General features: G+C 74.3%; 24 protein-coding genes and 1 pseudogene. 10 read left to right on the plus strand and 15 right to left on the minus strand.

Annotated elements, in window-relative coordinates; genetic code table 11:
- The first annotated feature begins 11 nt into the window (after nucleotides 1-11).
- Complete coding sequence (locus ACH34T_RS11245; protein WP_395991973.1) at nucleotides 12-866, plus strand: serine protease; 855 nt, start codon at nucleotides 12-14, stop codon at nucleotides 864-866.
- Nucleotides 867-884: 18 nt separating this feature from the next.
- Here ACH34T_RS11245 and ACH34T_RS11250 read toward each other — a convergent pair whose 3' ends face one another.
- Entirely contained in the window at nucleotides 885-1,559 is a 675-nt protein-coding gene (locus ACH34T_RS11250) for a haloacid dehalogenase type II (protein WP_395991974.1), read from the minus strand.
- Entirely contained in the window at nucleotides 1,556-2,344 is a 789-nt protein-coding gene (locus tag ACH34T_RS11255) for a SigB/SigF/SigG family RNA polymerase sigma factor (RefSeq protein ID WP_395991975.1), read from the minus strand. Before ACH34T_RS11255 ends, ACH34T_RS11250 begins: the two co-directional genes overlap by 4 nt.
- Before the next feature lie 188 nt (nucleotides 2,345-2,532).
- On the opposite strand from ACH34T_RS11255, the gene ACH34T_RS11260 reads away from it, so the two are divergent.
- Together ACH34T_RS11260 and crcB are read left to right on the plus strand one after the other, a co-directional pair.
- Nucleotides 2,533-3,027, plus strand: coding sequence for a fluoride efflux transporter FluC (locus tag ACH34T_RS11260; RefSeq protein WP_395991976.1), 495 nt, complete (start codon nucleotides 2,533-2,535; stop codon nucleotides 3,025-3,027).
- Nucleotides 3,024-3,386, plus strand: coding sequence for a fluoride efflux transporter CrcB (gene crcB / locus ACH34T_RS11265; protein WP_395991977.1), 363 nt, complete (start codon nucleotides 3,024-3,026; stop codon nucleotides 3,384-3,386). Before ACH34T_RS11260 ends, crcB begins: the two co-directional genes overlap by 4 nt.
- A gap of 210 nt (nucleotides 3,387-3,596) precedes the next feature.
- Here crcB and ACH34T_RS11270 read toward each other — a convergent pair whose 3' ends face one another.
- From ACH34T_RS11270 to ACH34T_RS11285, 4 genes are all read right to left on the minus strand, one after another.
- The gene (locus tag ACH34T_RS11270) at nucleotides 3,597-4,274 is read right to left on the minus strand and encodes an SDR family oxidoreductase (RefSeq protein WP_395991978.1); all 678 of its coding nucleotides are present in this window, start codon (nucleotides 4,272-4,274) and stop codon (nucleotides 3,597-3,599) included.
- Between the two features lie 48 nt (nucleotides 4,275-4,322).
- On the minus strand, nucleotides 4,323-5,507 hold the full coding sequence (locus tag ACH34T_RS11275; RefSeq protein ID WP_395991979.1) for a glycosyltransferase: 1,185 nt from the start codon (nucleotides 5,505-5,507) through the stop codon (nucleotides 4,323-4,325).
- Nucleotides 5,504-6,595 carry a glycosyltransferase family 9 protein gene (locus ACH34T_RS11280; RefSeq protein ID WP_395991980.1) on the minus strand — a complete coding sequence of 364 codons (1,092 nt, stop codon included), beginning with the start codon at nucleotides 6,593-6,595 and terminating at the stop codon, nucleotides 5,504-5,506. Before ACH34T_RS11280 ends, ACH34T_RS11275 begins: the two co-directional genes overlap by 4 nt.
- Nucleotides 6,596-6,799: 204 nt before the next feature.
- Nucleotides 6,800-8,242: an MFS transporter gene (locus tag ACH34T_RS11285; RefSeq protein WP_395991981.1), complete on the minus strand. Its 1,443-nt coding sequence runs from the start codon at nucleotides 8,240-8,242 to the stop codon at nucleotides 6,800-6,802.
- Between the two features lie 109 nt (nucleotides 8,243-8,351).
- Here ACH34T_RS11285 and ACH34T_RS11290 point away from each other — a divergent pair, with 109 nt between their 5' ends.
- Nucleotides 8,352-9,224 (plus strand): helix-turn-helix transcriptional regulator, encoded by an 873-nt coding sequence (locus ACH34T_RS11290; RefSeq protein ID WP_395992132.1) that lies wholly within the window; start codon nucleotides 8,352-8,354, stop codon nucleotides 9,222-9,224.
- Between the two features lie 6 nt (nucleotides 9,225-9,230).
- On the opposite strand, the gene ACH34T_RS11295 is transcribed toward ACH34T_RS11290, so the two are convergent.
- Both ACH34T_RS11295 and mgrA read right to left on the minus strand, forming a co-directional pair.
- Nucleotides 9,231-9,521: a DUF6343 family protein gene (locus ACH34T_RS11295; protein ID WP_395991982.1), complete on the minus strand. Its 291-nt coding sequence runs from the start codon at nucleotides 9,519-9,521 to the stop codon at nucleotides 9,231-9,233.
- 26 nt (nucleotides 9,522-9,547) lie between these two features.
- Nucleotides 9,548-10,573: an L-glyceraldehyde 3-phosphate reductase gene (gene mgrA / locus ACH34T_RS11300; protein ID WP_395991983.1), complete on the minus strand. Its 1,026-nt coding sequence runs from the start codon at nucleotides 10,571-10,573 to the stop codon at nucleotides 9,548-9,550.
- Between the two features lie 112 nt (nucleotides 10,574-10,685).
- Between mgrA and paaZ the strand changes: the two genes are divergently transcribed.
- Both paaZ and ACH34T_RS11310 read left to right on the plus strand, forming a co-directional pair.
- Nucleotides 10,686-12,728: a phenylacetic acid degradation bifunctional protein PaaZ gene (gene paaZ / locus ACH34T_RS11305; protein ID WP_395992133.1), complete on the plus strand. Its 2,043-nt coding sequence runs from the start codon at nucleotides 10,686-10,688 to the stop codon at nucleotides 12,726-12,728.
- A 63-nt stretch (nucleotides 12,729-12,791) separates the two neighbouring features.
- Complete coding sequence (locus tag ACH34T_RS11310; RefSeq protein WP_395991984.1) at nucleotides 12,792-13,718, plus strand: LysR family transcriptional regulator; 927 nt, start codon at nucleotides 12,792-12,794, stop codon at nucleotides 13,716-13,718.
- Here the strand turns inward: ACH34T_RS11310 and ACH34T_RS11315 are convergent.
- The 3 genes from ACH34T_RS11315 to ACH34T_RS11325 are packed head-to-tail and all read right to left on the minus strand — an operon-like array spanning nucleotide 13,696 to nucleotide 17,527.
- Entirely contained in the window at nucleotides 13,696-14,841 is a 1,146-nt protein-coding gene (locus ACH34T_RS11315) for a Glu/Leu/Phe/Val dehydrogenase (protein ID WP_395991985.1), read from the minus strand. The genes ACH34T_RS11310 and ACH34T_RS11315 overlap by 23 nt on opposite strands.
- On the minus strand, nucleotides 14,834-15,979 hold the full coding sequence (locus tag ACH34T_RS11320; protein ID WP_395991986.1) for an NAD(P)/FAD-dependent oxidoreductase: 1,146 nt from the start codon (nucleotides 15,977-15,979) through the stop codon (nucleotides 14,834-14,836). The genes ACH34T_RS11315 and ACH34T_RS11320 overlap by 8 nt, the downstream gene beginning before the upstream one ends.
- A gap of 9 nt (nucleotides 15,980-15,988) precedes the next feature.
- Nucleotides 15,989-17,527: an aldehyde dehydrogenase family protein gene (locus ACH34T_RS11325; protein ID WP_395991987.1), complete on the minus strand. Its 1,539-nt coding sequence runs from the start codon at nucleotides 17,525-17,527 to the stop codon at nucleotides 15,989-15,991.
- 248 nt (nucleotides 17,528-17,775) lie between these two features.
- Between ACH34T_RS11325 and ACH34T_RS11330 the strand changes: the two genes are divergently transcribed.
- Nucleotides 17,776-19,908 carry a thiamine pyrophosphate-dependent enzyme gene (locus ACH34T_RS11330; RefSeq protein WP_395991988.1) on the plus strand — a complete coding sequence of 711 codons (2,133 nt, stop codon included), beginning with the start codon at nucleotides 17,776-17,778 and terminating at the stop codon, nucleotides 19,906-19,908.
- On the opposite strand, the gene ACH34T_RS11335 is transcribed toward ACH34T_RS11330, so the two are convergent.
- Genes ACH34T_RS11335 through ACH34T_RS11350 form a run of 4 tightly spaced genes read right to left on the minus strand, consistent with a single transcriptional unit; the run spans nucleotide 19,892 to nucleotide 24,543 of the window.
- Nucleotides 19,892-20,620 carry an ABC transporter ATP-binding protein gene (locus ACH34T_RS11335; protein WP_395992134.1) on the minus strand — a complete coding sequence of 243 codons (729 nt, stop codon included), beginning with the start codon at nucleotides 20,618-20,620 and terminating at the stop codon, nucleotides 19,892-19,894. The two genes, ACH34T_RS11330 and ACH34T_RS11335, sit on opposite strands and share 17 nt — an antisense overlap.
- A gap of 17 nt (nucleotides 20,621-20,637) precedes the next feature.
- Nucleotides 20,638-22,431, minus strand: a complete 1,794-nt coding sequence (locus ACH34T_RS11340) for an ATP-binding cassette domain-containing protein (protein WP_395991989.1) — start codon at nucleotides 22,429-22,431, stop codon at nucleotides 20,638-20,640.
- A complete protein-coding gene (locus ACH34T_RS11345; RefSeq protein WP_395991990.1) occupies nucleotides 22,428-23,327 on the minus strand; it encodes a branched-chain amino acid ABC transporter permease in 900 nt (299 codons plus the stop codon). The genes ACH34T_RS11340 and ACH34T_RS11345 overlap by 4 nt, the downstream gene beginning before the upstream one ends.
- Before the next feature lie 7 nt (nucleotides 23,328-23,334).
- Nucleotides 23,335-24,543 (minus strand): branched-chain amino acid ABC transporter substrate-binding protein, encoded by a 1,209-nt coding sequence (locus ACH34T_RS11350; protein ID WP_395991991.1) that lies wholly within the window; start codon nucleotides 24,541-24,543, stop codon nucleotides 23,335-23,337.
- 159 nt (nucleotides 24,544-24,702) lie between these two features.
- On the opposite strand from ACH34T_RS11350, the gene ACH34T_RS11355 reads away from it, so the two are divergent.
- The 3 genes and pseudogenes from ACH34T_RS11355 to ACH34T_RS11365 all read left to right on the plus strand — a co-directional run.
- Nucleotides 24,703-25,677, plus strand: coding sequence for an ornithine cyclodeaminase family protein (locus tag ACH34T_RS11355; RefSeq protein ID WP_395991992.1), 975 nt, complete (start codon nucleotides 24,703-24,705; stop codon nucleotides 25,675-25,677).
- Nucleotides 25,678-25,756: 79 nt separating this feature from the next.
- Nucleotides 25,757-26,365 (plus strand): helix-turn-helix domain-containing protein, encoded by a 609-nt coding sequence (locus ACH34T_RS11360; protein WP_395991993.1) that lies wholly within the window; start codon nucleotides 25,757-25,759, stop codon nucleotides 26,363-26,365.
- Nucleotides 26,366-26,428: 63 nt separating this feature from the next.
- A pseudogene (locus ACH34T_RS11365) lies at nucleotides 26,429-26,632 on the plus strand (FAD-dependent oxidoreductase); the annotation flags it as partial.
- Nucleotides 26,633-26,743: the final 111 nt, after the last annotated feature.

Below are 26,743 nucleotides of genomic sequence, written 5' to 3' on the forward strand. Positions count from 1 at the left end.
AAAGGATCCGCATGACCGCACGCCTCGCCGCCGCCATCGCCATGACCGCCGTCGCGGGAGCCGGGACGCTCACCGCCACCGGCGCCGCGCAGGCCGGGACCGTCCAGCAGCACGCCCCGCAGAACCGGAAGGCGGAGGTCGACTTCACCGGGATCGTCGCGCTCAGCAACTGCTCGGGATCGCTCGTGCGCGGGCCGCGGTCCCGCGACGGCGACGCGGCGCTGGTCATGACCAACGGCCACTGCCTGGAGTCGGGGATGCCGGAGGGCGGCGAGGTCATCGTGGACAAGGAGTCGTCCAGGACGTTCACCCTCCTCGACCGGACGGGCGAGAACGACCTCGGCACCCTCCGCGCCACCAGGATCGAGTACGCCACGATGACCGACACGGACGTCACCCTGTACCGGCTGGACGCCACCTACGCCGCCATCCAGCGGCGGTACGGCGTTCCCGCGCTGCGCCTGTCGACCGCCAGGCCCCACGACGGAACCGGGATCCGCGTCGTGTCGGGCTACTGGAGGAAGATCTACGGCTGCAAGATCGACACGACCGTGCACCGGCTCCGCGAGGCCGGCTGGACGTGGAAGGACTCCATCCGCTACACGCCGGAATGCGAGACGATCCACGGCACGTCCGGGTCGCCGGTCGTGGACGTCCGGACGCGCCACGTCGTCGGGGTCAACAACACCGGCAACGACGACGGCGAGCGCTGCACGCTCAACAACCCCTGCGAGGTCGACCGCGACGGGAACGTCACCGTCCGCCGCGGCATCCACTACGGCCAGCAGACGTACCTGCTCGCCCGCTGCCTCGGCGAGGACAACGATGTCGTGCTGGGCGGCGCGTGCGCCCTGCCCCGCCCGTGACGCGACGCCGGACGCGGGTCAGGCGCCGTCGAGGGCGAGGAGCCGGTCCACCACCTCGACGAGGTCGTCGCCGGTCACGTCCGGCGGTGCGAAGACGTCGCCGTAGCGGCCTTCGAGACGTCCGACCCAGCCGGTGACCAGACCGGCGCGCGCGGCGCCGTGGCAGTCCCAGGCGTGCGCCGCCACCAGCGCGAGCCGGTCGGCGGGCACGCCCGTCACGGCGGCGCCGTGCCGGTACACGGCGGCGGACGGCTTCCACCGCCGCACCTCCTCGATGCTGATGACCCGGTCGACCAGGTCGGTGAGGCCCGCGCGGTCGAGGAACGCCATGGTCGTGGCGCCGGCCCCGTTGGTGAGGCACACGGCGGGGACGTCCGCCGCCGCGAGCCGCCGCAGCGCGGGCTCCACGTCCGGGTGGGCGGGGAGCCCGGCGAGGCCGTCCAGCACGCGGGCGACGGCCGCGTCGTCCGCGCGCGGCCCGGCGACGGCGCGCAGCGCCCCCTCGGCGACCCGGCGGAACGGCTCGAAGTCGCCGGTGGCCGTCAGCGCCGTGCCGTCGCGCAGCGTCCGCGCGTACCAGGTGTCCACCGCGGCGCCGGGCAGGCCGGCGTCCTCGAAGCGGGCGCGCAGCGGCTCCAGCCGCATCATCGTCTCCATCACGTCGAAGGCGACGGCGCGGGGCCGCCGGGTCACCGCTCCGCCAGCAGCCCGGCGCGGAGCCGGTCCAGCGTGCCGCGGAGCAGCCGCGAGACGTGCATCTGGGAGAGGCCGATCTGCTCGGCGATCTGCGTCTGCGTCTTGTTGCCGAAGAACCGCAGGAGCAGGATCGTCCGTTCGCGCTCGGGCAGTTCGTCGATCAGCGGGGCCAGGGCGTGGCCGTCGATGAGGGCGTCCAGCGCCGGGTCGTCCGACCCGAGGTACTCGCCGACGGTACCGTTGTCGCCGGACGCCGACCCGTCCGCCGGCGCCTCAAGGGACAGCGGGCGGTAGGCGTCGCAGGCGACGATGACCTCGACGGTCTCCTCCTGGCTGATCTCCATCAGCGCGGCGATCTCCGCGGTCGTGGGGGAGCGGCCGCGCTCGCGGGTGAACTCCTGGACGGTCTGCTGCAGCACCGGCCGCAGCTCCTGGAGGCGGCGCGACACCCGCACGCCCCACGTCTTGTCGCGGAAGTGCCGCTTCACCTCCCCGGTCACCACCGGGTAGGCGTAGGTGACGAACCGGTCGCCGATCCCGGGGTCGAACCGGTTGATGGCCTTGACCAGGCCCAGGTAGGCGACCTGCTGGAGGTCGTCGAGCGGCTCCCCGCGGTTGGCGTACCGGCGCGCCACGCCCCGGACGAGACCGGCGTGCAGGTCGACGATGCGCGCCCGCAGCCGTTCCCGCCGTGGATCGTCCTCCGGCAGCCGGTTCATCTCGGCGAGCAGCGTCTCGGTCTGTCCGTCGTCGGGCCGGGTGGTGGACCGCGCAAGCGTCATGCGTGTCGTCTCCCTCCGTGAGCGGTCGCCGGGGGCGGAGGCTCGATCGCTCGGTCCAGTCCCTTTACCCGGCGAACGGCACATGACACGGGCGCCCGCAGCGGCCGGGCGACGCGTCCTCCCAGGCCGTGACCTGGGGGACGCCGGTAGACTTGCGGGTCGCCCCTGCCTGGTAGGGAGTGGTGCCCATGGCCGCGGCCGATCGTCCCGTCGACCCCGACGTCGATCTGCGCGTGCCGCGGCAGCGGCAGGAGCTGCGGCGCGCCCCGTGGGAGACGCTCGCGGCCGTGTCGGCGGGCGGCGTCCTCGGCGCGCTCGCGCGGTACGGGCTGACCACCGCGTTCCCGTACGGTCCCGGCGACTTCCCCTGGGCGGTGTTCTGGATAAACGTCTCGGGCTGCCTGCTGATCGGCGTGCTCATGGTGCTGATCACCGAGACGTGGCGGGCGCACCGGCTCGTCCGCCCGTTCCTCGGGGTGGGGATCCTCGGCGGGTTCACCACGTTCTCCACCTACGCCGTCGACATCCAGCGGGCGGTGGACGGCGGCGCGCCCCGGGTGGGGCTCGCGTACCTCGCGCTGACGCTGGTCGCGGCGCTCGCCGCCGTCGTCGCGGGGACGCGCCTCACGCGGGCGCTCGCCCGGGCCCTGCTCCGGCGGCCCGCGGAGGGGGACGGCGAGTGACGGTCCTGCTGATCGCGCTGGGCGCCGCGCTCGGGGCCCCGCTGCGCTATCTCACCGACCGCGCCGTGCAGGCGCGGCACGACTCGGTGTTCCCGTGGGGGACGCTCACCGTCAACGTCGCCGGGTCGTTCGTCCTCGGCCTCCTGGTGGCCTGGCCCGCCCACGACGGGGTGATGGACGTCGCCGGGACGGGCTTCTGCGGCGCGCTCAGCACGTACTCCACGTTCGGGTATGAGACCGTCCGGCTGGTCGAGGAAGGAGCGCGCTTCTACGCCGTCCTGAACGCCGTGGCCAGCGTCCTCGCTGGGCTCGGCGCGGCCTACTGCGGAATGGTCGTCGCCCAGGCCGTCACAGCGTGAGCCACCCGACGCGGTGGCGCCGCGTCAGGTGGTGGCATGTGATGGCATGTGGTGCGGCCCAGGCTCGCAGTTCGGAGCACGTGCTCCGAGCCGACGAGTGGGCCGCCACGTGACTGTGCCCATCCGGTCGTTTCGGTAAACCGGTAGGTGTCTCAACTGTCACGGCGTGGGGACAGGGGCCGGACGGTCACGGGCGGCGGCGGTCGCGGGTCACGGCCACGACGGTTCCCGCGACGGGCAGACGACCATCTCCCGCACCTCGCAGCCCGAGGGCTGGGCCAGCGCGAACGCGACGGTCGCGGCCACGTCGCCCGGCCGGTTCAGCTCAGCGTCCGGGCCCGGCCTGTACCGCTCGGCGCGGTCGTCGAAGAACGCGGTGTCCATGCCGCCGGGCACGACCATCGTGACCGCGACCTTCCCGGCCAGCTCCGCGCCGAGGGCCCGGGTGAACCCGACGAGGCCGAACTCCGACGCGCAGTACGCGGTCGCGTCGCGCACGGCCCGGAACCCCAGCGTGGACGCGACGGTGACGACCCGCCCGGCCGGCTCGTTCTCCAGGTAGGGGAGCGCGGCGCGGACGACGGCGGCGGTGCCGAGCAGGTTCACCTGGACGACCCGCTCCCAGTCCTCGGCGGGGACGTCGCACAGCGTCCCGCGCGCGTCGATGCCCGCCGCGGTGACGACGGCGTTCAGGCCGCCGGCGGCGCGGGCGAGGCCGTGCACGGCGCGTTCGGCGCACCGGCGGTCGGCCAGGTCGGCCTGCATGTGCTCGACGTCGTCCTTCGGCGGGTGCCGGTCGAGGACGAGCGGGCGGCCGCCGTCGTCGGCGACCCGCCGCGCGACGGCCGCGCCCAGACCGGACGCGCCGCCCGTGATGAGAACGTTCATGGAACCGGTCCTTTCGTCGTCGAGTACGTCATGTCGTCGTCGGGTGCGTCATGCGGCCACCTCGTTCACCGCGGCGGCCCGGCGGTAGACGCCGGTGGTCTCGGCGGCGACGCGGGCCCACGAGTAGCGGTCGCGCGCCCGCTCGCTTCCCGCGAGGCCCATCGCGGCCCGCCGCGCCGGGTCGTCCAGCAGGGCGCGGATCGCCCTGGCCGCCGCGTCCGGGTCGCGGGGCGGGACGAGGACGCCGGTGACGCCGTCGGCGACCGTGTCGAGGTGCCCGCCGACGGCGCTCGCGACCACGGGCACGCCGCAGGCCATCGCCTCCAGCGGCACCATCCCGAACGGCTCGTACCGGGGCAGCGTGACGACCACACTCGCCGACCTGAGCAGTGCGGGCACGTCGGCGCGGGGGAGCCGGCCGAGGAACTCCACGCGGCCGGCGACGCCCGCGTCCCGCGCCACCGTCCGCAGCCTGCGGATCTCGGGCGCGTCGTCCGGGCCGCCGTGCGCCGGGCCGCCGGCGACGACCAGCTCCGCGTCCGGCAGGTGGGCGAGGGCCCTGATCGCGGTGTCCACGCCCTTGCGCTCGACGAGCCGCGACAGGACCACCAGCCGGTGCCGGTCACGGCCCCCGCCGCCCTCCCGCGTGTGCGGGCCCTCCGGGGTGAACAGGGCCGGGTCGACGCCGTACGGGACGACGCGGACGCGGTCGCTGGGGACGCCCATCGCGGCCAGCTCGGCGACCTCGTCCGCGCAGGCGGCGACCACGATGTCGGCGGCGTGCCCGATCGCGCGCTCCAGCCGGACCCGCGACGCCGGGCTGGTGTCCTCGGCGCCCCGGTGGCGGCGCATGACGGTGCCGAGCGCGTGGTAGCTCAGCACCACCGGCACGCGCCGCGCCGCCGGGGACTGCGCGGCCTGGATCGCGGCGAGGCCGCTCATCCAGAAGTGGGCGTGCGCGACGTCGGGCGGGTCGGCCGCCCACCGCCGCTCCAGGTGGCGGCCGAAGTCGTGCATCCACGGCAGCAGGGCGTCCCTGTCGATGTGCTCGGCCGGCCCGGCGGGGACGTGCTCGACGGTCACGCCCGGCGCGAGCCGGACCCGCTCCCGCGGGGCGGGGGAGCGCCGCCGCGTGTAGACGGTGACGTAGTGGCCCTGCCTGCCGAGCTCGGTCGCCAGCTCCGCGACGAACACGCCCTGCCCGGCGTGCTCGGAGATCATGGCTATCCTCATCGCGTCACCTCCTGGAGAGCGGCCTCCCGCGTCGTTCCTGCCTTCCCCGTCGTTCCTGCCTCCCGCGCCGTCGCGGCCTTCCGCTTCGGCGCGGCCTCCCGCGTCATCACGATCTCCAGGGCCGCGGCGACCTCGTCCGCGCCGACGGACGACAGGCAGGGGTGGCCGTCGACCGGGCACTCGCGGGCGCGGGTGTCCTTGCACGGCGCCTGCTGGTCGCCCAGCAGCGCCATCGGGACGCCGAACGGCGCCCACCTGGCCGCCGGCACGGTCGGCGCGAACAGCGACACGACGGGCGTGCCCACGGCCGCGGCCAGATGCGCGGGACCGGTGTTGCCGGCCACGACCGCGCGGGCGCCCGCCAGCACGGACGCGAGCTCCGCCAGCGTCGTGCGCCCGCCGAGGTCCACGCCGTCCTCCCCGGCGACGAGCGCGGTCAGGTCCTTCTCGTCCCCGCCGCCGGTGACGACGACGCGGTGCCCGGCCGCGCGCAGCAGCCGCACGGCGTCGGCGCAGTGCCCCGGCGGCCACGCCCGCGCGGGCACGGACGCCCCCGGATGGACGACGACGTACCCCGGCCCGCCGGTGAGGTGTCCGGTGCCGGGCAGCGGGTCGCGGATCCGCAGGCGGGCGTCGTCCGGGGACGGGAACCCGGCGTCCTCGGCCAGCGCGAGCATCCGCAGCGGCTCCGGCATGTCCTCGCCTGGACGGTGCCGCAGGTCGAGCAGGGAGCCTGGGCAGTCCTCGCTGATCCCGCCGATCCACGGCGTCCCGGCGAGGCGCAGCAGCAGCGCCAGCGGCAGCGGCGACTGCTGGGACGAGGTCAGGATCAGCGCGCGGTCGAAGCCGCGGAGCCTGCGCGTCAGCCCGTCGATCTCGCCGCGCCTGACCGGGACGGGCGCGGGGTCGATCCACGGGGCGCGCCACTCGATGACGCGGTCGACGCCGGGCAGCAGGTCGGCGGCGGCGCGCCCGCGCGGGCCGCACAGCAGCACGACCTCGTCGGCGCGGGCGGCCACCGCCCGCAGGGCGGGCCCGGCGAGGAGCACGCCGCCGAGGCCGTCCTGCCGGGAGACGAGGACCCTCATCGGCCGTGGAGGATCGCGTTGGTTCCGAGCACGCGCATGTGAGCCCCGTTCCGGCGCAGCGTTCGGCGGGTCGGCGATGCCCTCGTCGTAGACATCCGCCCTGGGCGTCTTGCCTGGACAAATCCCCTGAAGGTGCCTTCGACATTGCCGATAACCGGGGCCCTAAACGCCCGCCGGGCGCGCCACCCGGCGTCGCGGGGCGCGCTACCCGGCGTCGCGGGGCGCGGGGGCGCGGCCGCGGGCCACGAGGAGGCCCGCCACGGCGCCGAGCAGCGCCATCCCGGCGAGCGCCCAGCCGGTGCCGTACTCGGCGTGCCGGGTCGAGCCGCTGGACTCGGCCAGCGTCAGGAACAGCGTCCCGGCGGTGGCGATCCCGATCACCTGCGCGAGCTGCATCACGGTGAGCAGCAGCCCGCTCGCGTCGGCCGCGTCCGCCGCCGGGACGTGCCTCAGCGCGACCGTCATGATGATCGGCATGATGCCGAGACCGAACCCGATGATCCCCGTCAGCACCTCGTAGGCGACGCCGCCGCCCGCGAGCGGGCCGAGCCACACGTAGGCCGCCGCCGCGACGGCGAACCCGGCCGGGATAGTGCGGCGGTGCAGCCGCGCGGGCAGCCGCTGCCAGTTCAGCCCGACCAGGCCGAACGCCAGGACGCACGGCACGAACGCCAGCCCCGACTCCACCGGCGACATGCGCAGCTCGCCCTGCAGGTGCAGGGTCGTGGTGAACAGGAACGTCGCCCAGCTCGCCGGCCCGAACAGGATCGCGGCCAGGGCCGGAACCAGCAGCGGCGCGCGCAGCACCCGCACCGAGATCAGCGGCCGCCGGCCCGCCGCCGCGACCCGCCGCTCCACCAGGACGAACGCGGCCGCGAACAGCGCGCTCCCCGCCAGCGACGCCCAGCCCCACACCGGCCAGCCCAGCTCATGGCCCATGACCAGCGGGACGACGAACAGCAGCACCGCCGGGGTCAGCGTCAGGACGCCGGGCACGTCCAGATCGCGGCGTGAACTCCCGTCGCGGCCCCCGTCGCGCGGCAGGACGCGCGGCCCGGCGAGCAGCAGCGCCACCCCGATCGGCACGTTCACCAGGAAGACCGGCCGCCAGCCCGTGCCGAACAGGTCCGCGTCGACCAGCAGCCCCCCGGCCACCTGGCCGATGACGACACCGCCCGCGATGACGGCCGCGTAGATCCCGAGCGCCCGCGCCCGGGCCGCGCCGGCGAAGTTCCGCTGGATCATGGACATCACCTGCGGTGTCAGCAGCGCCGCCGCCGCGCCCTGCAGGAACCGGAACGCGACGAGCGTCCAGGTGGACGGCGCCAGCCCGCACGCCAGGGACGCCACGGTGAACGCCGCCAGGCCCGCGAGGTACATGCGGCGGTACCCGGCGAGGTCGCCGAGCCGCGCCCCCGTGATCAGCAGCACCGCGAAGGAGATGATGTATCCGGCCACCACCAGCTGGAGCCCGGCGCCCGACGCGTCCAGGTCGGCCCGCAGCGTCGGCAGGGCGACGTTGACGATGTTGGTGTCGAGGATGCTCATGAACGTGCCGAGCAGGATGACGGCGAGCGCGAGGCCGCCTGACCCGTTCCGAGACCCCCGTCCGGGAACAACTCCCCGCACCTCGGTTGTCTGTGTCATATGGAGAAGCTTGCGGTGATTCGGATACCGGTAACGAGAGCCTGCCGATACCGGTACCGACAGCACCTGGCAAGATCGGCCGACCGGGGGCAGGCTGGGGGACGTGACGATGTCCAGTGAGGCCACGAAGGCTTCGCCGCGCCGCCGCACGGAGCTGGCGGCGTTCCTGCGCAGCAGGCGGGCGCGCATCACGCCCGAGGACGTGGGCATGCCGCCGGGCCCGCGCCGCCGCACGCCCGGCCTGCGCCGCGAGGAGGTCGCGCAGCTCGCCGGGGTCGGCGTCACCTGGTACACGTGGCTGGAGCAGGGCCGCCCGATCAACGCCAGCGCGCAGGTGCTGAACGCGGTCGCGCGCACGCTGCGGCTGGACGGCGCCGAACGCGAGCACCTGTACCGGCTGGCCGAGATCCCCGCCGCCGCCGCGGTGGGGGAGGCGCACTGCCTGCCCGAGGACGTCCAGGGGATCCTGGACGCGCTGAGCCCCCTGCCCGCGGCGGTGGGCAACGGACGCTCCGACGTCCTCATGTGGAACGCCGCCTACGCGGCGCTCTTCCCGCGTCTCGTGGCGGCGCCGCCCGCGGAGCGCAACTCCATGTGGATGGTGTTCACGCTGCCGCCCTGCTGCAACCCGGTCGAGAACCTGGAGGCGGCGGCGCCTGCGCACGTCGCGGTCTTCCGGCACCGCTACAGCAAACACCTGGGTGAGCCGGGCTGGAAGGAGTTCGTCCGGCGGCTCCAGGCGGCGAGCCCCGAGTTCGCCCGACTGTGGGCCGCGCACGACGTCGCGCTGGCGGGTCCGGCGCCCAAGGACTTCCGGCATCCGGCCGTCGGGGTGATCCGGACGCGCACCGTGAACATGGACATCACCGCGTCCCCTGACCTGCGGCTGATCATCTACACGCCGTCCGACGAGGAGAGCCGCGAGCGCGTCGCCTGGCTGCTCGCCCACCCCGAGGCCGCCGCCCCCGACCACGAGCACTGACCGCCGTCAGGATCGGGCCCGCCGGGCGATCACGATCAGGTCGATCGCGGCGATGACGGCGACGGCCGCGCAGACCGCCGCCGCGGCCCACGCGCCGTCGTCGTCGCCGCGCAGCGCGGCCACGGCGAACACGACGGCCCCCGCGGCGGTCCCGACCAGCGCGACCCCGGCCAGGACCGCCCGCAGCCGCAGCGGGCTGCGCGCGTCCAGCGGCTCCCGGCCCTCCGGCCGCCGGCGCCGCCGCGGGCCGCGCGAACCGGGGCCGTCTCGATACATGCGCTGGTCGTGCCCGGTCACGCCCGGTCGATGCGGCCGCGCGGCGATCAGTGGGCGCTGGACGCCGCCCAGATGTTGATGCCCGCCTCGACGGCGTCCCGGTCGATGGCGGCGAGCTCGTCCGCGGTGAAATCGAGCCGGTCGAGCGCGGCGAGGTTCTCCTCCAATTGCGCGACGCTGCTCGCGCCGATCAGCGCGGACGTGACCCGCCCGTCCCGCAGCGACCAGGCCAGCGCGAGCTGCGCCAGCGTCTGCCCGCGGGCCTTGGCGATCTCGTTGAGGGTCCGGACGTGCCGGACGTTCTCCTCGGTCAGCAGGCTCGCCGAGAACGACGTCCCCCTGCTGGCCCGCGACCCGTCCGGGACGCCGTCGAGGTACTTGCCGGTCAGCATCCCCTGCGCCAGCGGCGAGAACGCGATGCAGCCCGCGCCCACCCGGTCGAGCGTGTCGAGCAGCCCGCCCTCGATCCACCGGTTGAGCATGGAGTAGGACGGCTGGTGGATCAGCAGCGGCGTGCCCATCTCCCGCAGGATCGCCGCGGCCTCGGCGGTGCGCTCGGCGGAGTACGACGAGATCCCCGCGTACAGGGCCTTCCCGGACCGGACGGCCCGGTCCAGCGCCCCCATCGTCTCCTCCAGCGGCGTGTCGGGGTCGAAGCGGTGGCTGTAGAAGACGTCGACGTAGTCGATGCCCATCCGGCGCAGCGACTGGTCGAGGCTGGCGAGCAGGTACTTGCGCGACCCCCACTCGCCGTACGGACCGGGCCACATGTCGTACCCGGCCTTGGTGGAGACGACGATCTCGTCCCGGTAGGGCGCGAGGTCGTCCCGCAGGATCCGGCCGAAGTTGGACTCGGCGGACCCGTACGGTGGGCCGTAGTTGTTGGCGAGGTCGAAGTGCGTGACGCCGAGGTCGAACGCGCGGCGCAGGATCGCCCGCTGGACGTCCAGCGGGCGATCGTCGCCGAAGTTGTGCCACAGCCCCAGCGAGATCGCCGGGAGCCGCAGCCCGCTGCGCCCGCACCGCCGGTAGGGGATCCGCTCGTATCGTCCGCTGTCCGCCGCGTAGGTCATGGCCACGAGTATTTCAGCGCCGGGCCGCGGGTCACGCCGTCACCTCCGCCATGCGTGAACGGGCGCCGAAGGTGGCAAGAAGACCAAGAGATACTTGGACGAGGAGGTCCCAGTGGTCGCGCTGCGCAGCTATGTGTCGGGTTCCTGGCAGGGCCCGGGCGACGAGGGCGCGCCGCTGCGCGACGCCGTCACGGGGGAGGAGGTCGCCCGTATCTCCTCGGCGGGGATCGACCTGGGGGCCGCGCTCCGGTACGGGCGGACGACCGGCGGCCCCGTGCTGCGGGAGCTGACCTTCCACCAGCGCGCGGCGCTGCTGAAGGCGCTCGCCTCGCACCTGCGGGAGCATCGCGAGGAGCTGTACGCGCTGTCGGCGCGCACCGGCGCGACCCTCGGCGACTCGACGTTCGACGTGGACGGCGGCATCGGCGTCCTGTTCGGCTACGCGAGCAAGGGCAGGCGGGAACTGCCGAACGACACCGTGCTGGTCGAGGGGAGCGTCGAGCCGCTCGGCAAGGGCGGCACGTTCGTCGGGCAGCACCTGTGCACGCCGTCGCACGGCGTCGCGGTGCAGATCAACGCGTTCAACTTCCCGGTGTGGGGGCCGCTGGAGAAGCTCGCCCCCGCGTTCCTCGCCGGGGTGCCGAGCCTGATCAAGCCCGCCAGCCAGACCGCGTACCTGACCGCCCGGCTGGTCGAGCTGATCGTCGAGTCCGGCATCCTGCCGGAGGGGTCCGTGCAGATGGTCTGCGGTGACCCTCGTGACCTGTTCGACCATCTCACCGAGCAGGACATCGTCGCGTTCACCGGGTCGGCGTCCACGGCGCGGCTGCTGCGCACCCATCCGGCGATCGTCGGGAACGCCGTCCGGTTCAACGCGGAGGCCGACTCGCTGAACTGCTCCGTCCTCGGCCCGGACGCGGCGCCCGGCACGCGGGAGTTCGACCTGTACGTCGAGCAGCTCGTCGCGGAGATGACCGTCAAGGCGGGCCAGAAGTGCACCGCCATCCGCCGCGCCCTGGTGCCCGCCGCGGTGATCGGCGACGTCGCCGAGGCCGCGCGGGAACGGCTGTCGAAGGTCACGGTCGGGAACCCCGCCGACCCGGACGTGCGGATGGGCGCGCTCGCCGGGCTCGACCAGCGCGAGGAGGTGCGCCGCTCCCTGAAGGCGCTGCTGGACGCGAGCCAGCCCGTCTTCGGCGACCCGGAGCACGTCGACGTCGTCGGCGCGGACGCCGAGCGCGGCGCGTTCCTGTCGCCCATCCTGCTGCGCGCCGACGACCCCGGACGCGCCGAGCCCCACGAGGTCGAGGCGTTCGGGCCGGTCAGCACGCTGCTGCCCTACGACGGCACCGCCGAGCAGGCGGTCGGGCTGGCCGTCCGGGGGCGGGGCAGCCTCGCCGGGTCGATCGTCACGGCGGACGCCGACTTCGCGCGCCGCGTCGTCCTCGGCACCGCGCCCTGGCACGGACGGCTCCTGATCTTGAACTCCGAGGACGCGCGGGAGTCGACCGGGCACGGCTCGCCGCTGCCCGCGCTCGTCCACGGCGGTCCCGGACGCGCCGGAGGCGGCGAGGAGCTGGGCGGGATCCGCGGGGTCGTCCACCACATGCGGCGCACCGCCGTCCAGGCCGGGCCCGCGATGCTCACCGCGATCACCGGGCGGTGGGTCCCCGGCACCGACCGGACGGTCACCGACGAGCACCCGTTCCGCAAGCATCTGGAGGACCTGCGCGTCGGCGACACCGCCGCCGGAGGCCCCCGCGTCGTCACCCTCGACGACGTGGAGCACTTCGCCGAGTTCACCGGCGACGCCTTCTACGCCCACATGGACGAGGACGCCGCCCGCGCCAACCCGTTCTTCGGCGGACGCGTCGCGCACGGCTACCTCGTCGTGTCGTTCGCGGCCGGGCTGTTCGTGGATCCCGCGCCAGGGCCCGTCCTCGCGAACTACGGGCTGGAGAACCTGCGGTTCCTCACACCGGTCAAGCCGGGCGACGAGTTGTCGGTCACGCTCACCGCCAAGCAGATCACGCCGCGCGACGGCGCCGACTACGGCGAGGTCCGGTGGGACACCGACGTCACGAACCAGGAGGGCGCCTCCGTCGCCAAGTACGACGTGCTGACGCTGGTGGCCAAGAGGCCCAAACACGACTAATCATTGGACAGGGCGTCAGGGGGAGACGCCGCCCGGTCACCGGCGAACGGGGTGCGCAATCAGATGATCAGTCCCCTGCACATCCAGACGGTGCGCGAGGTCGTGCGCACCGGGTCGTTCGCGGACGCCGCCCGCAACCTCGGGTACACCGCGTCCGCCGTCTCCCAGCAGATCGCCGCGTTAGAGCGCGCCTGCGGGCTGGTGCTGTTCGAGCGCCGGGCGCGCAGCGTCCGGCCGACCAGCGCCGCGTTCCTCATGGTCAGCAAGGGCAACGACGTGCTGTCGGCGCTCGACACCCTGGAGCGCGAGCTGCGCACGGTCGCGAGCGGCGAGCGCGGCGCGCTGCAGCTCGGCAGCTTCCCGACGGCCAGCGCCCGCATCCTGCCGCGGGTGCTGGCGGAGCTGTCCCGGGTCCGGCCCGGCATCGAGATCAAGCTGTCGGAGGGCGAGCCGGACGAGCTGCTCCCCGAGCTCCTCGACGGCGACCTCGACCTCCAGCTCGTCTACCGGTACGACCTGTTCCCGCGCACCTGGCCCGACCAGATCGTCGAGACGCCGGTCATGGACGAGAACCTCGTCCTGTGCGTGCCGGAGGAGCATCCGCTGGCGCGCGGCCGGACCGTCAGGCTCCGGGAGCTGCGGTCGGAGACGTGGATCGCGAGCCGTCCGGAGAGCTCCGGCTCGCAGGCGCTGCTGCGGTTGTGCAGCACCGCCGGGTTCACGCCGAACATCGCGTTCCGCAGCAACGACTACGCGGTGGTGTGCGGGCTCGTCGGCTGCGGGCTCGGGATCGCGCTCGTCCCGGCGCTCGGCTGCGTGCCCGCGCCCGGCCTGCGGATGCTGCGGCTCAGCCGCCGCACCCCGCAGCGGCACGTCACCGTCCTGCGCCGCGTCACCAACACCAACCCGCTCGTCAAGGACGCGATGCGCGGCCTGACCGAGGTCGCCCGCGGCGTCGAGGCCGAGATCAGCGGCGCAACCGGCCCTTGAGCTCCATCGCCGCCCTGACCCGGTCCTGCGCGAGCGCGAGCGCCGCCTGGTGCGTGGTCGTGCCCTGCGCGCGGGCCGCCGCGAGGACCGTCCCGGTGTTCTCCCGCATCTTGGCCGACACGGCGGCGAACACGGCGTCCGGCTCGGGGCGGAAGGCGGAGTAGCGGGCGTCCATCGCGAAGCCCGCCGCGACGACGCCGCCCGCGTTCGCGACGAAGTCCGGCACGACGGTGATCCCGCGCGCGGCGAGGACCCGCTGCGCCGCCGGTCCGGTCGGCAGGTTCGCGCCCTCCACCACGATGCCTGCCTGGACGTTCGCGGCCACGTCCGCGTCGATGACGTCCTGCAGCGCGGCCGGGACGAGGACGTCCGCGGGGACGAGCAGCTCCGCGCCGACGTCGAGCAGCCGTCCGCCGCCGTACTCCTTCACGACCGCGTCGCCCGCCTCGGCCCGCAGGTCGAGGAGGCGGTCGACGTCCAGTCCTTCGGGGTCGTGCAGCGCGCCGTGCACGGTCGAGACCGCCACGACGGTCGCGCCCAGCTCGGCGAGGCGGCGCGCCGCCGCGTGCCCGACCGCGCCGAACCCCTGCACCACGACCCGCGCGCCCCGCAGCGACGAGCCGGCGTGCCGGGCGGCGGCGTCGGCGGCCTCCGCGACGCCGTAGCCGGTCACGCCCAGCTCGTCGTACGGCATCCCGCCGAGCACGTGCGGGGTGCCGACCGCCGCGCCCCGGTCGGCCAGTTCGTCCTGGACGATCGCCGCGTCCCGCTCCGTCAGGCCCATGTCCAGGCCCGCGACGTACTGCCGGGGGATCTCCTGCGACAGCGCCCGGACGAACGCCCGCAGGATCGCCTCCCGGTCCGGCGAGCCGGGGTCGGCCATGATCCCGGCCTTCGCGCCGCCGAAGAACAGGTCGACGCCCGCCCACTTGTACGTCATCACCCGCGCCAGCCGCGCCACCTCCGCGACCGTCAGCGACGCGCTCATCCGCATGCCGCCCTTGCCCATCCCGCGGGCCGTGTTGTCGATGACCAGGACGCCGCGCATCCCGGTCCGGGAGTCGGACACGCAGACGACGCGTTCCGGGCCCCACTCGTCCATCAGCGTGAGCACGTCAGACACGGTTCAGCTCCGGGCGGAGGCCGTCCCCGGCGAACCGGGCGGCGCTGAGCGGGGACACGTCGGCGAACGGCTCGCGGCCCAGGTACAGGTCGCGGACGACCTCGCCGACCGCCGGGCCCTGCAAGAACCCGTGGCCGGAGAAGCCCGTCGCGTACAGGAACCGGGACACGGACGCGTCCTCCCCGATAAGCGCGTTGTGGTCGGGCGTGACCTCGTACAGGCCCGCCCAGCCGCCGGTCAGCCCGACGTCGAGCAGCCGCGGCGCGCGTGACCCGATCGCCTCGGTGAGGCGGGGCAGCCAGGCGTCCGTGCGATCGAGGCGGAACCCGGGCCGCTCCTCCGGGTCGGACATCCCGAGCATCAGGCCCTCGCCCTCGCCGTGGAAGTAGAACGACGTCGCGAAGTCGATCGTCATCGGGACGGGACGCGGCAGGCCGGGGATCGGCTCGGTGAACACGAGCTGGCGGCGCAGCGGCTCCACCGGCAGCTCGACGCCCGCCATCCGCCCGACCGCCGCCGACCACGCCCCGGCCGCGCACACGACCGCGGACGTCGCGACGCGGCCCCGGCTCGTCTCGACGGCCTTGACCTCGCCGCCCTCGGTCTCGATGCCGAGGACCTCGCAGCGGGTCAGGATCGTCGCGCCGTGCCGCCGCGCGCCGGTCGCGTACCCGAGGACGACCGACTCGGGCGTGCAGTGCCCGTCGTCGGGAGAGAAGGCCGCGGCCAGCAGCCCGTCCGTGTCGATCAGGGGGGAGAGCCGCCGCGCCTCCGCCGCCGAGATCATCCGGCTGGGCACGCCCAGGTCGTCCTGGAGGGCCACGCTCCGCTCGAACTCCGCCACGTCCTCCGGCCGCGACAGCAGGAACAGGTAGCCGACCTGATGGAGGTCGATCTCCTGGCCCGGACGTTCGCCGAACCGCGTGAACGCCTCCAGGCTGCGGGCCCCGAGCCGGACGTTCACCTCGTCGGAGAACTGCGCCCGCACCCCGCCCGCCGCCTTGCACGTCGAACCGGACCCCAGCTCGTCGCGCTCGACCAGCACCACGCGCCGCACCCCGGCCTCCGCGAGGTGGAACGCGATGCTCGTCCCCATGACGCCGCCGCCGACGACGACGACCTCGGCCTCGGACAGCACCGCGGCCGCCTAGAGCCGGAAGCCGAGGTCGGGGCTGATCTCCAGGACGTCCATCTGCGCCTTCTGGAGACGTCCCGAGTGGTCCCAGTTCATCGACTGCCAGCGGGTGAACTGGTCCAGCACCCACACGCCCGACTGGCGGCTGCCGTTCCCGGAGCGCCCGTTGCCGCCGAACGGCAGGTGCGCCTCCGCGCCGGACGTGGAGTTGTTCACGCTCACCATCCCGGCGGAGATCCGCCGCCGGAACGCGAAGACCTTGGCCGGGTCCGTGGTGTAGATCGACGCCGACAGGCCGTAGCCGGGCGCGTTGGCGAGGGAGACCGCCTCGTCCAGCGTCCGGTATGAGGCGACGCCGATGATCGGGCCGAACGTCTCGTGCATGAACAGCTCGTCGCCGGGGGCGACGCCGTCCACGATCACGGGGTGGTAGTAGAGGCCCGCCTCGGCGTCGCCGGTGAAGCCGTCGCGCGGAGCGGCCGCCGTGATCCGGCCGGTCGCGGACGAGCCGTGCACGGTGTGGTGCGGGCCGATCCAGCCGAGGACCTTCTCGAACCCGTCCGCGAACCGCTCGTTGATCAGCGGCCCGTACAGGACGTCGCCCGCCGGGTCGCCGACGACGGCGGCGCGCGTCGCCTCGTCCAGCAGTCGGACGAACTCGCCGTGCACCGACTCGTGGACGATCGCCGTCCCGAGCGACGTGCAGCGCTGCCCGGCCGTCCCGAACCCGGAGAACAGCGCGCCCTCGACGGCCAGCGGCAGGTCGGCGTCCTCGGTGACGACCATCGGGTTCTTGCCGCCCAGCTCCAGGCACGGCGACTGGAGGTGGCGCCCGCACAGCTCGCCGATCCGCGACCCGACCTCGGTGGACCCGGTGAAGCCGACCTTGTCGACCAGCCCCTGGCCGAGGGCCCGCTCCAGCCCCTGATAGGTTTCCGGGCCGTCCGCGTAGACGACGTTGAGGACGCCGTCCGGCAGACCGGCGTGCGCGAACAGCTGGTAGAACGCCTCCGCGCACGCGGCCGCGTACTCGGCGGGCTTCCACACCACCGTGTTCCCGCACAGCAGCGCCGGGACGATGTACCAGGACGGCACCGCCACCGGGAAGTTCCCCGCCGTGATCACCGTGACGACGCCGACCGGGTCGCGGAACGTGAACAGCTGCTTGTCCGGCATCTCCGACGGCACCGTCTGCCCGTACAGCCGCCGTCCCTCCCCGAGGAAGAACGCGCACGTGTCGGCGATCTCCTGGACCTCGCCGAGCGCCTCGGCGTACGGCTTGCCGACCTCGCGGGTGACGACGCGGGCGAGGGCCTCCTTGTTGGCCTCGACGAGGCGGCCGATGGCGGCGATGACCTGCCCGCGGACGGGCGGCGGGACGTCCCGCCAGGCGTCCTGCGCCTCGCGCGCGGCCGCGCAGGCCCGGACGAGGCCGCCCGCGTCCGCGAGGGACACCTCGGCGACCACGTCGGCCGTGCGGGACGGGTCGGTGGAACGGTACGGGCGCGGGCCCGCCGGAAGCCGGGCGCCGCCGATGACGGAGGAGAGCACGAGTCCAGCGTGAACAAACCGGGCCCCTCGCGCCAAGATCGGGCAGAGCGCGGCTTCCTTACCGCGAGGCCAAGCCCGGCTGAGGCTTTCCCCGGACGGCCGTCCAGCGCGGTCGTCCAGCGCGGCCCCTGCGCGGCCGTTAAGCGTTCCTTGGCCAACCGCCAACCTGTTCGCGGCCTTGCGCGGTCGACCCGAGCCCCGGCCGCGTCCGATGCTCGAACCGCGCCCATTCCCACGCAGGAGACCGCATGGCCGAGCCGGAGCCCGCCGACGTCCACTTCCTGGAGGGGGCCGCCGCCCTCAGGCCGCCGGACGCGCCCGTCCCGGCAGGGCGGCTGAGCGGCGAGCGCCTCCTGGAGCTGTTCGACGCCCAGCTCGGCAGCAGGCACCTCGACCTCGCCGCCCGGTGGCTCCGCTCCGAGGGCCGCGGCTACTACACGATCGGGTCGTCCGGCCACGAGGGGAACGCCGCCGTCGCCGCCGCGCTCCGCCCGGACGACCCGGCGCTGCTGCACTACAGGTCAGGCGCGTTCTTCCTGGAGCGGGCACGCCAGGCGCCCGGCGGGGAGCCGCTCCGCGACGTCCTCCTGGGCCTGGTCGCCGCCGCCGAGGAGCCCATCGCCGGCGGACGCCACAAGGTGTTCGGCAGCCACCGCCTGCACGTCATCCCGCAGACGTCCACGATCGCGTCACACCTCCCGCGCGCGCTCGGCGTCGCCTTCGCGATCGAACGCGCGGCCCGGCTCGGCGTCGACGCCCCCTGGCCGCGCGACGCCTTGGCCGTGTGCAGCTTCGGCGACGCGTCCGCCAACCACTCCACGGCCACGGGCGCGATCAACGCCGCCGTCAACACCGGGTTCCAGGGCCTGCCGCTGCCGCTGCTGCTCGTCTGCGAGGACAACGGCATCGGGATCAGCGTCCGCACGCCGCCCGGCTGGATCCACGCCGCCTACGGGTCGCGTCCAGGGCTCGCCTACTTCCACGCCGACGGCTGCGACCTCGCCGACGCCCACGCCGTCGCGTCGCAGGCCGCGGCCTGGGTGCGGGAGCACCGCCGCCCCGCCTTCCTGCACCTGCGGACCGTCCGGCTGATGGGCCACGCGGGCTCCGACGTCGAGTCGTCCTACCGCACCCCCGTCGAACTGGCCGCCGACCTCGACCGCGACCCCCTCCTCCAGACGGCGCGCCTGCTCGTCGACACGGGCGCGGCGACGCCCGCCGAGATCGTCGACCGCTACGAGGCGAAGCGCGCCGAGGTCATGGCCCTCGCGGCGAAGGTCACCGGCGCGCGACGCCTCTCATCGTCGGCCGAGGTGATGGCCCCCCTCCACCGCTCCGCGGCCCCCGGGGACGCGGCGCCGCCGTCCGGGGAGCCCGTGACGGTCGCGCAGGCCATCAACCGGACGCTCGGCGACCTGCTCGACGAACGCCCCGGCCTGGTCGTCTTCGGCGAGGACGTGGCGCGCAAGGGCGGCGTCTACGGCGTCACGCGCGGCCTGCTGAAACGGGCCGGGGCGGCGCGGGTGTTCGACACGATCCTGGACGAGCAGTCGATCCTCGGCCTCGCGCTCGGGTTCGGCCTGGCCGGGATGCTGCCCGTCCCGGAGATCCAGTACCTCGCGTACCTGCACAACGCCGCCGACCAGATCCGCGGCGAGGCGGCGACGATGCGGTTCTTCTCGTCGGGCCGGTACCGCAACCCGATGGTGGTCCGCGTCCCCGGCTACGCCTACCAGAAGGGGTTCGGCGGCCACTTCCACAACGACAACGCCGTCGCCGCGCTGCGCGACATCCCGGGCCTCGTCCTCGCCTCGCCGGCGCGGCCCGACGACGCCGCGGGCATGCTCCGCGCCTGCGCGGACGCCGCCCAGTCGGACGGACGCGTCTGCGTGTTCCTGGAGCCGATCGCGCTCTACCACGCCCGCGACCTGCACGAGGACGGCGACGGCGGCTGGCTCGCGCCGTCCGGCGGGACCGTGCCGATCGGCCGGGCCCGCACCTACGGGAACGGCCGCGACCTCACCCTCGTGACCTTCGCGAACGGGCTGCTGATGAGCCTGCGCGCCGCCCGCCGTCTGGAGGCCCGCGGTGTCCGGTGCCGCGTCCTCGACCTGCGCTGGCTGGCCCCGCTGCCCACCGGCGACCTGCTCCGCGAGGCGCGCGCGACCGGGGCCGTCCTGATCGCGGACGAGACGCGCCGCACCGGCGGCGTGTCCGAGGCCGTCCTCACCGCCCTCGCCGACGGAGGCTTCCAGGGCCGGACGGCCAGGGTCACCAGCGAGGACAGCTTCATCCCCCTCGGCGACGCCGCCCACCACGTCCTTCTCTCGGAGACCGCGATCGAGGAGGCGGCGGAACGCCTCCTCACCGGGACTCGATGACGGGGTCGCCGCCGAGGTAGGCGGCCTTCACGCGGTCGTCCTGCGCGAGCTCGGAGGCGCGGCCGGACAGCACGATCCGGCCCGTCTCCAGGACGTACGCGCGGTCGGCGAGGCGGAGCGTCTGGTGGGCGTTCTGCTCGACGATCAGGATCGTGGCGCCCTGCTCGCGGATCTCCCGGACGACCCGCAGCACCTGCTGCGCCGTCTGCGGCGCGAGGCCCATCGTCGGCTCGTCCAGGGCGAGGAGGCGGGGCCGCAGCATGAGCGCGCGGCCGATCGCGAGCATCTGCTGCTCGCCGCCCGACAGCAGCCCGGCGAGCTGGCCGCGCCGCTCCCCGAGCCGGGGGAACATCTCGTACACCTCCTCCCGGCGGGCCGCGACGGCGGCGCGGTCGCGGCGCCGGAGATAGCCGCCGAGCAGCAGGTTCTCGGCGACGCTCAGCGCCGGGAACACGCGCCGCCCCTCCGGGACGTGCCCGAGCCCGGCCGCGACGACCTTGTGCGCGTCGAGCCGGGTGATGTCGCGGCCGTCGAACTCGACGCGTCCGGACCGGGTCCGGTGCAGCCCGGTGACCGTGCGGAGCGTGGTCGTCTTGCCCGCGCCGTTGCTGCCGAGCAGCGCGACGATCTCGCCCTCGCCGACCTCGAACGAGATCCCGGCCAGCGCCTCGACCTGCCCGTACCGGCTGCGCAGGTCGCTCACCCTCAGCAGCGCCCGCCCGCCCGCGCTCACCGCAGCACCTCCGTGACGAGGTCGGTCTCCGGGTCGTCGGGGACGCCGAGGTAGGCGGCGATGACCCGCTGGTCCTCCTGGATCTCGGCGGGCGGGCCCTCGGCGATCGTCCGGCCGTACTCCAGCACGGTCACGCGGTCGGAGATCGACATGACGAGCGCGACGTCGTGCTCGATCAGCACGACCGCGGCGCCGAGCGCGCTGATCCGGGCGATCAGGTCCATCAGCGCCCGCTTCTCGGTGGGGTTCGCGCCGGCGGCGGGCTCGTCCAGCAGCAGGACGCGGGGGTCGCCGGCGAGGGCGCGGGCGATCTCCAGGCGGCGGCGGTCGCCGTAGGCGAGGCCGCCCGCCGGGCGGTCGGCGGCGTCGAGCAGGCCGACGAAGTCCAGGCAGCGGCGGACGGTGTCGGCGTCCTCGCGCGACAGCGGGCGCAGCAGCCCCCGGTCGCGGGCGAACCGGCCGATCAGGACGTTCTCCGCGACGGTCATCTCGTCGAACAGCCGGATGCTCTGGAACGTGCGGGCGAGCCCGGCGGCGGCGACCCGGTGCGGGGCGTGGCCGCGGACGTTCCGCCCGGCGAGCACGACGGTCCCGGCGGACGGCGGGATCATCCCGGTGATGCAGTTGAACGCGGTGGTCTTGCCCGCGCCGTTCGGGCCGATCACGCTGACGACCTGCCCGGCGTCCGCGCGGAGCCCGAGCCCGTCCACGGCCGTGACGCCGCCGAACCTGCGGGTCAGCCCGCCGACCTCCAGCAGCGTGCCCTTCGCGGACGGGAGCTCGGGCGCGGGCCCGGCCGTCGCGGGGAGGCGGAAGCGGCGGGGCCGGTAGGGCCACACGCCCTGCGGGCGCAGAAGGACGATCAGGATCAGCAGCAGCGCGAAGAACAGCCCCCGGTACTCCTGGACGCTCCGCAGCACCTCCGGCAGCGCGATGATCACCACGGCGCCGATCATCACGCCGGGCCGGCTGCCCATCCCGCCGATGATCACCACGAGCAGGATCATCAGCGAGGTCAGGAACGTGAAGCTGGACGGGTCGACGGTGCCGAGCTGAGCCGCGTTCAGCGGCCCCGCGACCGCCCCGGTCATCGCGCCGAGGACGTACGCGAGCAGCTTCACCCGCCGCGCCGGGACCCCGACCGCCTCGGCCGCGGTGTCGTCCGACCGGATCGCCCGCCACGCGTACGCGAGCCGCGACCGGGCGAGCAGCGCCGTCAACGCCAGCACGACGACGAAGAACGCCAGCGTCAGGTGGTAGAAGTCCTTCGGCATGACGAGCTCGCGGCCGCCGAGCGTGACCGGCGGGATGCCGGTCAGCCCGTTCGGCCCGCCGGTGATCTCCAGGTTGATCACCGTGATCCGGATGATCTCGCCGAAGCCGAGCGTGACGATGGCGAGGTAGTCGCTGCGCAGCCGCAGCGTCGGGTACCCGATCACGACCCCGGCGACCGCGGCGGCGGCCACGGCGGCGGGCAGCGTGAGCCAGAAGTTCCACTCCAGCTCCACCATCAGCAGGCCCGCCGTGTACGCGCCGATCGCGAAGAACGCGGCGAAGCCGAGGTCCAGCAGGCCCGCGTACCCGACGACGATGTTGATGCCGAGGCCGAGGACCGCGTAGATCAGGATCGTCGCGCCGACGGTCAGGCCGTAGTCGTCCATCGTCTGGCCGGCGATGAGCGCCGCCACGACCAGCAGCGGCCAGCCCCCGTACCGGACGGGCCGCTCCCAGCGTCCGAGGCCGGGCACGCGCTCCATCAGGCGGGCCCTCATGCCTACACGGGCGTTCATGCGCGCTCCACGACGCGTTCGCCGAACAGGCCGGTGGGTCTCAGCGCCAGCACGCCGATGAGCAGCCCGAAGATGATCACGTCCGTCCAGCGGGACGAGACGTACCCGGCGGAGAACGACTGGACGAGCCCGATCGCCACGCCCGCGACCATCGTCCCCGGCAGGTTCCCGATGCCGCCGAGCACGGCGGCGGTGAACGCGCGCAGCCCGATGAGGAACCCCATGCCGAAGCTGATCTGCACGTAGTACAGCCCGTACATGACGCCCGCCGCGCCCGCCAGCAGGGAGCCGATGAAGAACGTCATGAGGATGAGCCGCTCGACGTTGATGCCCTGGAGCCGGGCGGCGTCCCGGTCCATCGCGAGGGCGCGCATCGCCGTGCCCGTCACCGTCCGGGTCACGAACAGCCACAGCCCGGCCATCAGCGCCACCGACAGCACGACCAGCGCGAGCTGCCCCCACGTGACGCGGACGGCGCCGCTGAAGATCTGCCCGCCGTCCAGCGTGTTCGGGTACGACTTGAACCGCGCGTCGGTGAGCACCTTCACGCCCTCCTCCAGCGCCAGCGACACCCCGATCGCGGCGATGAGCAGCGCGAGCCGCGGCGACGCCAGCAGCGGGACGTAGGCGGCCCTCGCGATCCCGGTGCCGACGACGCCGGTCGTCAGCGCGCCGATGAGCACGGCGGCGGCGATGGCGGGCAGCGCCATCCCGCCGCTCGCGCCGAGCGTGGTGAGCGTCCCGAACCCGGCGAACGCGCCGATCATGAACACGTCCCCGTGCGCGAAGTTGATCAGCCGGACCACGCCGTAGATCATCGAGTAGCCCAGCGCGATCAGCGCGAGGAACGCCCCGATCGTCAGCCCGTTGACGAGGTACTGGACGAATTCGCTCATAGCTCGTTCATGAGGTCTTGGCGTCGACCCACGTGCCGCCGGACTTGTCGAGCTTCTTGTAGGCGGTGAACGCGCCGCCCTGGACGCGGACGGTGATGTACAGCGGGTCGGTCCGGTCGCCCTTGTCGTCGAAGGTGATCGGCCCGGTGATGCCCGGGAAGTCCTTGATCTTGTGGAGGGCGTCGGTGATGTCCTTGCCCTCGGTGGACCCGGCGTCGTCGATCGCCTTCGCGACGACCTTCACCGCGTCGTACTCGTACACCGAGAACGGGCCGGGGTCGGCGTTGTTCGCGGCCTTGTACGCCGTGACGAACTTGGCTGCGGCGGGCAGGTCCTTGGCGAGCGGCGCGGTGGTGGCGATGTAGCCGTCGGCCGCCGAGCCCGCCGTCTTCAGCACGGTCGAGTCGGTCGTCGCGTCCCCGCCCATCAGCGTGAACTTCAGCCCGAGCTGCTTGCGCTGCTTCATCAGCAGGCCCGCCTCGGCGAAGTAGCCGGTGAAGTACAGGACGTCCGGCTTCGTCGACGCCACCTTGGTCAGGACCGGGCTGTAGTCGGACTGGCCGGGCTGCAGCGCGTCCTGGTACACGACCTGCCCGCCCGCCTGCTTCGCCGAGTTCGCCGCCGCGTCCGCGAGGCCCTTGGCGTAGGTGGTGTTGTCGTGCAGGAGCGCGATGCGCTTGGCGCCGAGCTGCCCGGTCATGAACTTGGCCGCGACGAGCCCCTGGTTGTCGTCGCGCCCGCAGGTGCGGAACACCTTGCCCTTCCCGGTGTCGGTGAGGGACGGGTTCGTGGACGCGTCCAGCACGAACGGCACGCTCCGCCGCCCGTAGATCGGGATCGCGGGCACGGCCGCGCCCGAGCAGTACCCGCCGGCGACCGCCACGACCTTGCTGTTGAGGAGCTTCTGCGCGGCCTGCGCGCCCTGCTGGGCGCTGCACTGGTCGTCCGCCTCGACGATCTGGACGTCGCGCCCGTCCACGCCGCCCGCCTTGTTGATCTCGGCGGCGGCGACCTTGGCGGCGGCGAGGATGTCCTGCCCGGCGGACGCGGAGTCGCCGCTCAGCGGCGCCGGGACGCCGATCTTGATGGCGCCCGACCCGCCGGAGTCGTCGCCGGACCCGCAGGCCGCGGCGAGCGGCGCGAGCAGCAGCCCGGCGCCGGTCACGGTGAGGAGTCGGAACCCGCGTCGGCGGTCCCGGGATGTCGATCGAGTCATCGGCGCCTCTCCGTCGCTCGTGGGCGGGATGGTGAAAGCCTGAAACCTCGGGGGACGGCCGTCGAGACGGGCAAGCATGCGATCTCATGTAGTGATCGATAAGAACCGCTTGCCCTTTCGGCCTCGACAGCGCGGGAACGGGCTCGCGAGGATCGCAGCATGGCCGATGTCCTGCTGCTTTCCGCCGCCGACGTGCGCGCGGTGTTCGACCTTCCGGCGGCGATCGCCTCGCAGCGGGCCGCGTTCGGGGCGCTCGGCCGCCGGGAGGCGCGGCTCGCGCCGCGGCTCCTGCTGGACGGCCCGGACGGCGGCGTCGCGTTCTGCTACGTGTCCCGCCTGCCCGGCACCGGCGCGGTCTCCAAGTTCGGCAGCGTCACGCCGGGCAACGCGGAGCGGGGGCTGCCGACCGTGGCGGCGCTGGTGACCGTCCAGGACCCGGTGGACGGACGGCCCGTCGCGATCATCGAGGGCGAGTCGGTGACGACGCTGCGGACCTCGGCGGCGAGCGCGGTGGCCGCCGATCACCTGGCGGTCCCGGACGCGTCCCGGCTCGCGGTGATCGGCTGCGGCGTCCAGGGGCGGGCGCACGTCCGGGCGATGGCGGAGGTCCGGCCGATCGGTCGGGTGACGATGGCGTGCCGCCGTCCGGAGACGTGCGGCGTCGCCGCCGGGCTGGCGGACGAGCTCGGGATGCGGGTGGAGGCGGCGTCCGCCCGCGCGGCGGTCGAGGGCGCGCAGATCGTCGTCACCGCCACGACCAGCGCGGATCCGGTCGTGTTCGGCGAGTGGCTCGACCCGGGCTGCACGGTCGTGAGCGTCGGCTCGTTCGCCCCGGACCGGGCCGAGGTGGACGACGGCGTCCTCACCCGGGCGGCCTCGATCGTGGTGGACGACGTGCCGGCCGCGCTGGAGCACGCGGGGCCGGTCGTCGCCGCGATCCGTTCGGGGCACCTCAGCCCGGAGCGGGTGCGGCCCCTCGGGCCGATCGTCGCGGGCCTCGCCGCCGGGCGCGAGTCCGCGGACGACGTCGTCTTCTACAACAGCGTCGGGGTCGGCGTGCAGGACACGGCGGCGGCGTCCGTCATCGTCGAGCGGGCGCGCGCGTCCGGCGCGGGAAGGCTCGCGGAACTCTGACCCCGCGCCCGCTACACTGCGTTCGATAAACCGAACGCTGACGGCCGGACGGGCCGGCGGCCGGACGAGAGGGCGGAACGTGGACGCGGCAGGGGAATCGGTGCGGGACGTCCTGTCGGGGAACCTGCGCCGCGCGCGGCGGGAGCGCGGGCTGTCGCTGTCCGAGCTGTCCCGCCGGTCGAAGATCGGCAAGGCCACGCTGTCGCAGCTGGAGGCCGGGGCCGGGAACCCCACGATCGAGACGGTGTTCAGCCTGTCGCGCGCGCTGGACGTCGCCATCTCCGACCTGCTCGACCACCGGGAGCCGTCCGGGCCGACCGTCGTGCGCGCCGCTGAGGTGGAGGTGCTGCGCGGCGAGGGCGTCGACCTGCGGCCGCTGCGCGGCATCGAGTCCGGCGGCGCGATCTTCGAGGTGTACGACCAGCAGGTCAGGGCCGGGTCGCGGCAGGACTCGCTCGGCCACGGCGGGACGGAGCACACGATCGTCCAGGCGGGGCGGCTCGGCGTCCGGGTGGACGGCCGGGACCTGGAACTCGGGCCCGGCGACTACGTGGGCTTCGACGCGCGGCTGCCGCACGCCTACACGGCGCCCGACGGGCCCGTCCGGTCCGTCCTGCTCCTGCAGTACGGCTCCGGCCAGCGGCTTCACACCGCGCCCTCGGGGCCGCCGCATCCGGCGGAGCGTTGACATCCCGCGAGCGGCGGCCCTAGCCTCGAAACGTTCGGTTTAGCGAACGTGAGCGGAGGGCCGATGACGCGGGTCGTGGTGGTCGGCGCCGGGATCGCCGGCGCCGCCTGCGCCCGCGAGCTGGCCCTGGCCGGGTGCGCGGTCACCGTCGTCGACCGCGCCCGCCCCGCCGCCGCGACGACCGCGCACGGCGAGGGCGACGTCCTCGTCTCCGACAAGGAGCCGGGCCCGGAGCTCGAACTCGCGAAGCTGTCCCTGCGGCTGTGGCCGCGGATCCTCGGCGCGCTCCCGGACGCCCGCCTCGCGGCCCCCTCACCGCCGAGCACCGCGCCGCCGTCACCGCCGACACGAACCGCGCGATCACGGCGTTGGAACGGC

It is taken from the genome of Actinomadura sp. 9N215, assembly GCF_044326345.1.
GTDB lineage: Bacteria > Actinomycetota > Actinomycetes > Streptosporangiales > Streptosporangiaceae > Spirillospora.